We start from the raw sequence: 11,579 nt of genomic DNA, 5'->3' as shown, positions 1-11,579 counted from the left end.
GTCTGGGGCGGAGCCCCAGTTCGGGAAGGGGCGGGTCTGGGGCGCCCCGCGAGGGATCAGCCAAGTCGCTTCGTCAGCGTGTACTCCGTAGCCCCCTCCGGATAGTCCGGAATCACGCACACCACCTCGTACCCGCGCTTCCGGTAGAACCCGGGCGCCTGGAAGTCCCACGTCTCCAGGCGGGAGTTGCGACACCCTCGCTCCTCCCGGGCCACCCGCTCCGCCTCGCCCAGCAACCTCCCCCCGAGCCCAGCTCCCCGCGCCCCCTCCGCGACCCAGAGCAGATTCACATGCAGCCACCCCGCCCACGTATGCCCCGCGAGGCCCCCGGCCAGAGCCCCGTCGTCCCCCAACGCCCAGACGCCCAGGGGGACTTCCCGCTCGGCGGAGGTGTCGCGGAGGGCCCGCAGGACCGGCGAGGCCGCCGTGTTGGCGGCCCGCAACCGCGTCCGAAGCAGACGAAGCCGTTCTTTGTCGACTCCTGTCTCAATACGAAACATACGGCCCACCATAAACGCGCCGGACAATCAGTTCTGCAAATCCACTTCCGCTCCGGGCCCCCGTCCGTACTCTGAAGGACAGCGCCGGTGGGGGCCGGTGCCGTTCAGGGGGCGAGACAGTCGGGTACGACGCCCGGCGTGGGGGTGGCAGTCAGGGCACGGCGGCGGCCGTGCGGGCTGCGGCGGCCCTTGTGCCGGGCGCCGTATCCGCGCCGGTCTACCGTCCTCCAGCCTGTGGGGGTTTCCGTGGTTCGAATCCGAGTCCTGGTCGTCGACGACCATCGCATCTTCGCCGAGTCACTCGCGGCCGCGCTCGCGGCCGAGCCGGACGTGGACGTGTCCGCGGCGGGCAGCGGCCCCGCCGCGCTGCGCTGCCTGGACCGGGCGGCGGCCGAGGGCCGCAGATACGACGTGCTGCTCGTCGACGCCGACCTGGGCAGCTCCGCACCCGCGCTGCAGGGCGCGGCCCGCCCGGCAGTGCCGGTGCAGGACGGGCAGGCCGACGGGCTCGTGGACGGCATCTCCCTGGTGGCGGGCGTCCGTTCGGCGCAGCCCGCCGTGCGGACGGTGGTGCTCGCCGAGAAGGACGACCCGCGGCGCGCGGCGCTCGCGCTGCAGGCCGGGGCGTCTGGCTGGGTGGCGAAGGACTGCTCGCTCTCCCGGCTGCTCACGGTGATCCGCGGCGTGCTCCGCGACGAGACGCACCTGCCGCCCGCGCTGCTCACTGGCGTGCTCAGGGAGCTGACGGCGGCGCGCAAGCACCGTACGGAGTCCGAGCGGCTCGTGGAGTCGCTGACGCCGCGCGAGCGGGAAGTGCTGCGCTGCATGGTGGCCGGGCTCGGCCGCAAGGCCGTCGCGGAGCGGCTGTTCCTGTCCCCGCACACCGTCCGGACCCATATGCAGAACGTGCTCGGCAAGCTCGGCGTGCACTCCACGCTCGCCGCCGTCGCCCTCGCCCGCAGGGCCGGCGTCGGCCCGGTGGACCTAGCCGGGGACGTTGTCGAACGGGGCGGTCAACTGGCGTAGCAGCGCGGCCAGTTCCCCGCGCTGGGCGCGGGACAGCTCGCCGAGGATGGCCCGCTCCTGTTCGAGCAGGCCCGCGAGGGCCTGGTCGGCGCGGTCCCGGCCCTCGTCCGTCAGGCGCACCAGGACGCCGCGGCGGTCGCTCGGGTCCGGCAGGCGCTCCACCAGGCCCTTCTTGGTGAGCCTGTCGATGCGGTTCGTCATCGTGCCGGACGTGACGAGGGTCTGGGTGAGGAGCTGGCCCGGTGACAGTTGATAGGGCGCGCCCGCGCGTCTGAGCGACGTCAGGACGTCGAACTCCCAGGGTTCGAGCTCGTGCTCGGAGAACGCCAGTCGACGTGCCCTGTCGAGGTGGCGCGCCAGCCTGCTCACGCGGCTCAGCACCTCGAGCGGTTCCACGTCGAGGTCAGGGCGCTCCCGACGCCATGCAGCGACCAGCCGGTCGACCTCGTCCTCCATGGCGATCAGTGTAGGGGGTTCCTCGACATGAAGTCTCTTGACGTCAAGATAGTCATGGGGTCAGGATGGCGGCGACCGACCGGTACGCCGTGTCCGTACGCCTGGTACGCCCCGTACTCCGTACGTCGCAGAGTCGCAGAGGAGCACCCTCATGCCGTCCCACGCCTCACCGTCCGCGCCCGCGTCGCCCACCTGGGACCCGAACCAGTACCTGCGCCACGCCGGGCACCGCAATCGCGCCCTCACCGACCTGCTCGCCCATGTGTCCGCGCCCGCCGGCGGGCGGGCCCCGCGCGTCGCCGACCTCGGCTGCGGGCCCGGCAACTCCACGGCCCTGATCGCCGAGCGCTGGCCGTCCGCGCGCATCACCGGGTACGACAACTCGCCCGAGATGCTGGCGCGGGCCGCGGCCCACGCGGGCCCCACGCCCGGCGGCGGCCACGTCGACTTCGCCCCGGCGGACCTCACCGCGTGGGCGCCCGCGGAGACGTACGACCTGATCCTCTCCAACGCCACCTTCCAGTGGGTGCCGGGGCACGCCGACTCCTTCGCCGCCTGGACCGGGGCCCTCGCGCCCGGCGGCACCTTCGCCTTCCAGGTCCCCGCCAACTTCGGCGCGCCCAGCCACGCCCTGATGCGCGAGCTCGCGGCCGCGCCGCGCTGGCGGGACCGCCTCGCGGGGCGGCTGCGGCACACGGACGCGGTGCTCGCGCCTGCCGCGTACCTGGACCTGCTGCGGGGCCTCGGCTGCGACGCCGACGTCTGGGAGACGACCTACCTCCAGGTCCTCCAGGGCCCCGACCCGGTCCTCGACTGGGTCAAGGGCACCGGCCTGCGCCCCGTCCTCACCGCGCTCGCGGACGACCCGACGGCGACGGACGCCTTCCTCGCCGAGTACGCCGAGCTGCTGCGCGAGGCGTATCCGCCGCGGTCCTACGGCACCGTCTTCCCCTTCCACCGCCTGTTCGCGGTGGCCCGCAAGCCGGAGGCGTGATGCTGACGGCCCTGGACCACGTCCAACTGGCGACCCCACCCGCCAGCGAACCCCGGCTCCGGGCGGCACCGGGCTCCTGAGCCGCCAGTCGATGGCGTCCGCACCCGCCGACGGCGGCTGGCCCCCACGGGGGGCGTCCACCCCCTGGGAGGGTGGAAACGGGCGGGCGGGTGGGAAACGAACCAGCGGCACCCCCACCGGGTGGCACTTGCCCACGACCGCACCGGGTCGGATGCGCCCCCGGCCCGCCGCTTCGCGGCGGGAATTTCCCCGCCCGCCCACCCCATGCGCCGCCGACGGCGGGTCACCCCCACTAGGGGCGTCCACCCGGCGTGGGACTGGAAACGGGCGGGCGGGTGGGAGAGGTGCCGGTGTCAGGACTTGCGGTGGCCTATCAGGCGCGGCTTCGGCTCCAGGCCGTCAAGACCGTGCCACGCCAGGTTGACCAGGTGCGCCGCCACCTCGGCCTTCTTCGGCTTGCGGACGTCCAGCCACCACTGGCCGGTGAGGGCGACGCTGCCGACCAGGGCCTGGGCGTACAGGGGGGCCAGCTTCGGGTCGAAGCCCCGGGTCTTGAACTCCTGGCCGAGGATGTCCTCGACCTGCGTCGCGATGTCGGAGATCAGCGACGCGAAGGAGCCCGTCGACTGCGGGATGGGGGAGTCGCGGACCAGGATGCGGAAGCCGTCCGTGTACTCCTCGATGTAGTCGAGGAGGGCGAAGGCGGCCTGCTCGCAGAGCTCACGCGGGTGCCCGGCCGTGAGGGACCCCGTCACCATCCCGAGGAGCTGGCGCATCTCGCGGTCCACCACGACCGCGTACAGACCCTCCTTGCCGCCGAAGTGCTCGTACACGACCGGCTTGGAGACGCCCGCCTTCGCCGCGATCTCCTCGACCGACGTGCCTTCGAAGCCCTTGGCGGCAAACAGGGTGCGGCCGATGTCCAGCAGCTGCTCGCGGCGCTCCGCGCCGGTCATCCGGGTCCGGCGGGTACGCCGGGGCTTGTCGTTGTTCGATTTCTTCGGGCTCGGCTCGGGCCGCGAGGAGCCCGTCGTGCTCGGGGTACTGGAGTCGGTCGCCACGTGTTCCATCATGCCGCGTCTGCGGCCTGCCGCTTGCCGGGGGCGTCGACCGGGTCCGCCGCCTTGCGCCGCGCGTCGATGCGGGACTTCGACGGCCAGCGCACGTCGTACGCCCAGCCGAGCTGTTCGAACCAGCGGATGATGCGCGCCGACGAGTCGATCTGGCCGCGCATCACACCGTGGCGCGCGGACGTCGGGTCGGCGTGGTGCAGGTTGTGCCAGGACTCGCCGCAGGACAGCACGGCGAGCCACCACACGTTCCCGGAGCGGTCACGGGACTTGAAGGGGCGCTTGCCGACCGCGTGGCAGATGGAGTTGATGGACCACGTGACGTGGTGCAGGAGCGCCACACGGACGAGTGAGCCCCAGAAGAACGCGGTGAAGGCGCCCCACCAGGACATGGTGACCAGGCCGCCCACCACCGGCGGCAGCGCGAGCGAGACGATCGTCCACAGGATGAACTGGCGCGAGACGGCGCGGATCGCCGGGTCCTTGATCAGGTCGGGCGCGTACTTGTCCTGCGGGGTCTGCTCCTCGTCGAACATCCAGCCGACGTGCGCCCACCACAGGCCCTTCATCAGCGCGGGCACGGTCTCGCCGTACCGCCACGGCGAGTGCGGGTCGCCCTCGGCGTCCGAGAACTTGTGGTGCTTGCGGTGGTCGGCGACCCAGCGGACGAGGGGGCCCTCCACGGCGAGGGAGCCCATGACCGCCAGCGCGATCCGCAGCGGGCGCTTCGCCTTGAACGAGCCGTGCGTGAAGTAGCGGTGGAAGCCGATCGTGATGCCGTGGCAGCCCACGTAGTACATGAGGACGAGCAGGCCGAGGTCGAGCCAGCTCACGCCCCAGCCCCAGGCCAGCGGCACCGCCGCGACGAGGGCCAGGAACGGGACGGTGATGAAGAGGAGGAGCGTGATCTGCTCGAGGGACCGCTTCTGCTCGCCGCCCAGCGTCGCGGACGGGAGCGGGGCGCCGTCAGGCGCCCCCTGGGATCCTTCGATGACATCGGGGCTTGTGGTCATTGGGCGTTCCCCTGGGGGGTCGAGGGTGACGGCACGTGCCAGGTGCCGGGAGGGCGAGTGCCCGCGGAGCGGCCCACGTATACGGGGCCTACGGGACCGTAACCTACGGCCACGTAAGTATTGCAGCGCGTGGTGCCGCGGCAAGAGGCCGCGAAACGGCTGGATCGCATCGACACCTATCCTTGGATCGGTCGGACAGCGCGGTCCGCTCTGTTATCTCCCCCGGTTCACCGGCCGGGACCCCTCCCAGACGTGCCCACCCCGTCTCCCGACGCCCCGAAGGGCCGGGATTCACCGCAAGGAGCCGCACCTGTGAGCAGTGCCGACGACCAGACCGCCCCGAAGGCCGACGCCCGCACCGCGACGGCCACCGCGAACAGCGAGCTGCGCGCCGACATCCGCCGCCTCGGCGACCTCCTCGGCGAGACCCTCGTACGCCAGGAGGGCCCCGAGCTCCTCGACCTCGTCGAGAAGGTCCGCCGCCTGACCCGCGAGGACGGCGAGGCCGCCGCCAGGCTGCTCGGCGGCACGGAGCTGGAGACCGCCGCCAAGCTGGTGCGCGCCTTCTCCACGTACTTCCACCTCGCGAACGTCACCGAGCAGGTGCACCGCGGCCGTGAGCTGCGCGCCAAGCGCGCCGCCGAGGGCGGGCTGCTCGCCCGCACCGCGGACCGGCTCAAGGACGCCGACCCCGAGCACCTGCGCCAGACCGTGGAGCACCTGAACGTGCGCCCCGTCTTCACCGCCCACCCGACGGAGGCCGCCCGCCGCTCCGTCCTGAACAAGCTGCGCCGCGTCGCCGCCCTCCTGGAGACCCCGGTCATCGAGTCCGACCGGCGCCGCCACGACGTCCGCCTCGCCGAGAACATCGACCTGGTGTGGCAGACCGACGAGCTGCGGGTCGTCCGCCCCGAGCCCGCCGACGAGGCCCGCAACGCCATCTACTACCTGGACGAGCTGCACGCCGGCGCCGTCGGCGACGTGCTCGAGGACCTCACCGCCGAGCTGGAGCGCGTCGGCGTCCAGCTGCCCGAGGGCTCCCGGCCGCTGACCTTCGGCACCTGGATCGGCGGCGACCGCGACGGCAACCCGAACGTGACGCCCGACGTCACCTGGGACGTCCTGATCCTCCAGCACGAGCACGGCATCAACGACGCCCTGGAGCTGATCGACGAGCTCCGCGGCTTCCTGTCCAACTCCATCCGCTACACCGGCGCCACCGAGGAACTCCTCGCCTCCCTCCAGGGCGACCTGGAGCGACTGCCCGAGATCAGCCCCCGCTACAAGCGCCTCAACGCCGAGGAGCCCTACCGCCTCAAGGCCACCTGCATCCGGCAGAAGCTGGAGAACACCAAGCAGCGCCTGGCCAAGGGCACCGCGCACGAGCCGGGCCGCGACTACCTGGGCACCGCGGAGCTCCTGCACGACCTCACGCTGATCCAGACGTCGCTGCGCGCCCACAAGGGCGCCCTGTTCGCCGACGGCCGGATGAACCGCACCATCCGCACGCTCGCCGCGTTCGGCCTCCAGCTCGCCACCATGGACGTGCGCGAGCACGCGGACGCCCACCACCACGCGCTCGGCCAGCTCTTCGACCGGCTCGGCGAGGAGTCCTGGCGGTACGCGGACATGCCGCGCGAGTACCGGCAGAAGCTGCTCGCCAAGGAGCTGCGGTCCCGTCGCCCGCTCGCGCCGAGCCCGGCGCCCCTGGACGCCGCCGGGCAGAAGACCCTCGGCGTCTTCGAGACCGTCAAGAAGGCCCTCGCCGTCTTCGGGCCCGAGGTCATCGAGTCGTACATCATCTCCATGTGCCAGGGCGCCGACGACGTGTTCGCCGCCGCCGTCCTCGCCCGCGAGGCGGGCCTGATCGACCTGCACGCGGGCTGGGCGAAGATCGGCATCGTGCCGCTCCTGGAGACCACGGACGAGCTGCGCGCCGCCGACGTCATCCTCGACGGCATGCTCGCCGACCCCTCGTACCGCCGCCTGGTCGCCCTGCGCGGCGACGTGCAGGAGGTCATGCTGGGCTACTCGGACTCGTCGAAGTTCGGCGGCATCACGACCTCGCAGTGGGAGATCCACCGGGCGCAGCGGCGGCTTCGTGACGTCGCCCACCGGTACGGGGTGCGGCTGCGCCTCTTCCACGGCCGCGGCGGCACCGTCGGCCGCGGCGGCGGCCCCTCGCACGACGCGATCCTCGCCCAGCCCTGGGGCACCCTGGAGGGCGAGATCAAGGTCACCGAGCAGGGCGAGGTCATCTCCGACAAGTACCTCGTGCCGTCCCTGGCCCGGGAGAACCTGGAGCTGACGGTGGCCGCGACGCTGCAGGCCTCCGCCCTGCACACCGCGCCGCGCCAGTCCGACGAGGCCCTGGCCCGCTGGGACGCCGCCATGGACGTCGTCTCCGACGCCGCGCACTCCGCGTACCGCAAGCTCGTCGAGGACCCGGACCTGCCGCCGTACTTCCTCGCCTCGACCCCCGTCGACCAGCTCGCCGACCTGCACCTCGGCTCGCGCCCCTCGCGCCGGCCCGGCTCGGGCGTCTCCCTCGACGGGCTGCGCGCCATCCCGTGGGTGTTCGGCTGGACGCAGTCGCGGCAGATCGTGCCCGGCTGGTTCGGCGTGGGCTCCGGCCTCAAGGCGCTGCGCGAGGCCGGGCTCGACACCGTCCTCGACGAGATGCACGAGCACTGGCACTTCTTCCGGAACTTCATCTCCAACGTCGAGATGACGCTGGCCAAGACGGATCTGCGCATCGCCCGCCACTACGTCGACACGCTCGTCCCCGACGAGCTCAAGCACGTGTTCGACGCCATCGAGGCCGAGCACGCGCTGACCGTCGCGGAGGTCCTGAAGGTCACCGGCGAGGACCGGCTGCTCGACGCCCAGCCGGCGCTCCAGCAGACGTTCGCCATCCGTGACGCCTACCTGGACCCGATCTCGTACCTCCAGGTCGCCCTGCTCAAGCGGCAGAGGTCCGCCGACGGGGAGCCCGACCCGCTCCTCGCGCGCGCCCTGCTGCTCACGGTGAACGGCGTGGCGGCGGGCCTGAGGAACACCGGCTGACGAAGAGCCGCCCGCAACGGCCCGAAAGGCCCCGCACCAGGAGGTGCGGGGCCTTTCGGGTGAAAAAGCTGCTTATCGCCCTGTCGTGAGGGTCTGTGCGGGGCTCTGCGGCCCACAGTTGACGCGTCCTCGTCCCCTCGTGGTCGGAAGTGCTGTGGTCCCCATCGCCCACCGGTACCGTCGCGCCCTCGGCGTCGCGGTCGCCGTGCTCGTCGCCGCCCTCGCGGCGCTCGCCCTCGTGCCCTACGACAGCGCGGCCCGCGCCGACCCGCGCATGAGCGTCCGGCTCGACCCCGGCACCTCGCCGGTGCCGGCGGGCGACCACGTCACGTACAACGGGTTCATCCAGTGCTCGATCCCCGGCGACTGCCAGGACGTGACCGTCACCTTCACGCCGCCGCCGGGCGCCTCCGGCAAGGGCGTGGTGTCGCAGCCGTATCCGCCGGGCGTCGAGAGCGTCACCGCGAACGACGACGGCACCGTGACCGTCACCTACAGCTCCATCGCCAGCGGCCAGAGCTCCCAGCTCACCGTCAGCTGGCCCACCGAGGACTACTGGACGCCGCCGGGCCCGCAGAAGGCGGAGATGTCCGCGACCGCCTCCAACGGCGACGGCACCCCGAGCGCCGACGACGCCGAAGTCGAGGTGACCGCCGAGCCCAACCCGGCCATCCGCAAGGAGGGCCCCTCCCGCGCCCGGCCCGGCGAGACCATCACGTACAAGGTCACCGCCACCAACGACCCGCGCAACTCCAACCGCCCGCGCGGCAATCTCGCCCTGGAGAACGCCGTCCTCACCGACGTGCTCCCCGAAGGCGTCGACCTCGTCGACGCCACCCCCGCGGGCTACACCTACGACCCGGCGACCCGCACCATCACCTGGCCCGTCGACACCGAACCCGACCGGCCCGGCGACCAGTTGGCGCAGGTGAAGAGCTATCCGTACGGCGTCGTGCACGAGATCCGCGTGAAGGTGCGCGACAGCGTCGCCGACGGCACCACGCTCACCGACACCGCGTCCATCACCGGCGACCCCTACGGGCCCGGGACCGACAAGATCACCAAGACGGACACGGCCGACACCGTCGTCGGCACCGGCGGCGGCGAGGTGTCCGGCACCCTCGACAAGTCCGTCGACCCGCCGCTCGCCGCCGACGGCCAGCGCGTGTCGTACGTGCTGCGCTTCGGCAACACCGGCACGGACGCCGCCGACGCCCGCGTCACCGACGCCCTGCCCAACGGGTTCGACCCCCAGACGCTGAGCCTGTCCACGCCGTCCGGCGGGACGTACGGCGGCGACTGGTCGGTGGTCGTGACCCGGCGCGACGGCAGCACCGAGACGATCACCCCGTCCGGGCAGACCATCGACCTCAGCGGCCTCGGCGACCTCGTCTCCGTACGCGTCAATGTGCCGGGCCTCGCCGCAGGCACCAACCTCGTCGTCCAGATCTCCGGCCGCGCCGACGGCTCCGAGATCCCCGGCGGCAGCGGCGACATCGACAACTGCGCGCAGCTGGGCCTCACCGGCAGCAGCGGCACCGCCGACGAGGAGTCCTGCACGAGCTTCCACATCGAGCCCGAGGTGTCCCAGCCCGACCTCGCCAAGTCCACCGACCCGGCCCCGGTCGGCCCCGGCGGCAGCCACACCTGGACCGTGACCCTCACCAACGACCGCTACCGCACCGGCTCCTCGCCGCTGCGCCCGCGCTTCGTGGACCTGGTGCCGCGCCAGCTCTCGTACGTGAAGGGCTCCTGGACCCTCGCCGACGACCAGCCCGACTACTGCCCCGCGGGCGACCGCTTCGCCGAGACGGTCACCGAAGGCCCCGAGATCCCCGGCGGCCGCACCCGCGTCGAGCTCACCGCCGAACCCGGCGCCGAGATCCCCGCCGACGACTCCGCCTGCGTCTACACCTTCCGCACGACCGTCGAGCCGGGCGTCGCCAGCGGCACCTACGGCGGCTCCCCGGGCGACGCCGACTACGCGGGCAACCGCGCGGGCCTCTACGACGCCGAGCGGCCCATCAACACCCGCACCACCGACCGCCACGACATCGACGGCGACGGCAACACCAGCGAGAACGTCGCCGAGGCCACCGACGACTTCGCCATCGCCGAGTCCTCCGCCCTGTTCGTCACCAAGGAGGTCAAGGGCGACAAGGACGACGCGTTCAAGGGCTCCGCGGAGGTGCCCGGCAAGGAGGACGAGGTCGGCCAGTCGACCGTCGGCGGCACCGTCGAGTACCGCACGGTCCTCGGCAACATGGGCAACACCGCCCTCACCAACGTCGTCGCCTACGACCTGCTGCCCGCCCCCGACACCACCGGCGTCACCAGCGGGCGGTACGGGGACGACGTCACCAGCGAGTGGCGGCCGACGCTCACCGGGCCGATCGACGCGGGCTCGGCGCCCGTGACGATCACCTACTCGGAGGAGGCCGACCCGTGCCGCCCCGAGATGGACAACACCCCCGACAGCAGCGCCCCCTTCCAGTGCGACGGCGAGCCCGACCCGTCGTTCGTGCCCGCCGACCAGGTCACCGACTGGAGCCGGATCCGCTCGATCCGCTTCGACTTCGGCGACCATGTGTTCTCGGCGGGGGAGCGGTACACGCTGCGCTGGACCATGGACGTGCCCGAACGCACCCCGGGCGGCGAGCCGTTCGAGGGCGGCGAGCGCACCTGGAACAAGATCGCCATCGCCGGTGACCGGCGCCAGCCCGACGGCACGACGCGGCGGCTGCTCGCGACGGAGGCGCCGTGGGTGGTGGACGAACTGGTGCTGCCGCCGACGCCGTCCCCGTCGCCCTCACCTTCGCCGTCGGAGTCCCCGTCTCCGTCGCCGTCCCCGTCGCCTTCGCCCTCGCCTTCGGAGTCGCCCTCGCCGTCTCCGTCCCCATCCCCGTCCGAGTCGCCGTCTCCGTCCCCGTCGCCTTCGCCGTCCGAGTCGCCGTCTCCCTCGCCTTCACCTTCGCCGTCCCCCTCGCCGTCTCCGTCCCCGTCTCCGTCCCCCTCGGAGTCCCCGTCTCCCTCGCCGTCGCCTTCGCCGTCGGAGTCGCCCTCCCCGTCCCCCTCGCCGTCTGAATCCCCCTCGCCCTCCCCGTCACCGTCCCCGTCGGAGTCTCCGTCGCCTTCGCCCTCCCCGTCGGAGCCGACCGAACCCCCGTCCCCGTCGCCTTCGCCGTCGGAGCCCACCGAGCCCCCGACGCCGACCGAGCCGACGCCGCCGCCCACGTCCGGGTCGCCGACCGGGCCGCCGTCGCTGCCGGACACCGGGTCGTCGGGCGCCTGGCTGGCCTCGGGGATCGCCGCGGCGCTGCTCGCGGCGGGCGCCCTGTTCGCGGCGGTCGCGCGCCGACGACGCGAGCGGGACATGTACGACCACCTGTGAGGTCGTGAGGTACGGGTGAGGGGGGGCGGTGTACGCGTACAC

At 72.8% G+C, this 11,579-nt stretch carries 8 protein-coding genes; 4 read left to right on the top strand and 4 right to left on the bottom strand.

The genetic code is table 11. The features are described 5' to 3' along the window. Positions 1-56: 56 nt before the first annotated feature. Entirely contained in the window at positions 57-512 is a 456-nt protein-coding gene (locus ACFWZ5_RS41130) for a GNAT family N-acetyltransferase (protein ID WP_384803239.1), read from the bottom strand. A 234-nt stretch (positions 513-746) separates the two neighbouring features. On the opposite strand from ACFWZ5_RS41130, the gene ACFWZ5_RS41125 reads away from it, so the two are divergent. Next, on the top strand, positions 747-1,526 hold the full coding sequence (locus ACFWZ5_RS41125) for a LuxR C-terminal-related transcriptional regulator (RefSeq protein ID WP_384803236.1): 780 nt from the start codon (positions 747-749) through the stop codon (positions 1,524-1,526). Here ACFWZ5_RS41125 and tamR read toward each other — a convergent pair. Next, on the bottom strand, positions 1,485-1,982 hold the full coding sequence (gene tamR, locus ACFWZ5_RS41120) for a MarR family transcriptional regulator TamR (protein WP_384803233.1): 498 nt from the start codon (positions 1,980-1,982) through the stop codon (positions 1,485-1,487). The genes ACFWZ5_RS41125 and tamR overlap by 42 nt on opposite strands. A 151-nt stretch (positions 1,983-2,133) precedes the next feature. On the opposite strand from tamR, the gene ACFWZ5_RS41115 reads away from it, so the two are divergent. Then, the gene (locus tag ACFWZ5_RS41115; protein ID WP_384803230.1) at positions 2,134-2,976 is read left to right on the top strand and encodes a trans-aconitate 2-methyltransferase; all 843 of its coding nucleotides are present in this window, start codon (positions 2,134-2,136) and stop codon (positions 2,974-2,976) included. A gap of 374 nt (positions 2,977-3,350) precedes the next feature. On the opposite strand, the gene ACFWZ5_RS41110 is transcribed toward ACFWZ5_RS41115, so the two are convergent. Together ACFWZ5_RS41110 and ACFWZ5_RS41105 are read right to left on the bottom strand one after the other, a co-directional pair. Continuing rightward, the gene (locus ACFWZ5_RS41110; protein WP_384803227.1) at positions 3,351-4,070 is read right to left on the bottom strand and encodes a TetR/AcrR family transcriptional regulator; all 720 of its coding nucleotides are present in this window, start codon (positions 4,068-4,070) and stop codon (positions 3,351-3,353) included. Next, the gene (locus tag ACFWZ5_RS41105) at positions 4,067-5,080 is read right to left on the bottom strand and encodes an acyl-CoA desaturase (protein ID WP_384803224.1); all 1,014 of its coding nucleotides are present in this window, start codon (positions 5,078-5,080) and stop codon (positions 4,067-4,069) included. The genes ACFWZ5_RS41110 and ACFWZ5_RS41105 overlap by 4 nt, the downstream gene beginning before the upstream one ends. Positions 5,081-5,392: 312 nt before the next feature. On the opposite strand from ACFWZ5_RS41105, the gene ppc reads away from it, so the two are divergent. Both ppc and ACFWZ5_RS41095 read left to right on the top strand, forming a co-directional pair. After that, entirely contained in the window at positions 5,393-8,146 is a 2,754-nt protein-coding gene (gene ppc / locus ACFWZ5_RS41100; protein WP_384803221.1) for a phosphoenolpyruvate carboxylase, read from the top strand. Positions 8,147-8,285: 139 nt separating this feature from the next. Then, positions 8,286-11,537: an LPXTG cell wall anchor domain-containing protein gene (locus tag ACFWZ5_RS41095; protein ID WP_384803218.1), complete on the top strand. Its 3,252-nt coding sequence runs from the start codon at positions 8,286-8,288 to the stop codon at positions 11,535-11,537. Positions 11,538-11,579: the final 42 nt, after the last annotated feature.

Source organism: Streptomyces sp. NPDC059003 (assembly GCF_042740445.1).
Classification (GTDB): domain Bacteria; phylum Actinomycetota; class Actinomycetes; order Streptomycetales; family Streptomycetaceae; genus Streptomyces.
The sequence above is the reverse complement of the archived record's forward strand: the minus strand, read 5'-3'. Positions and strand labels throughout refer to the sequence as shown.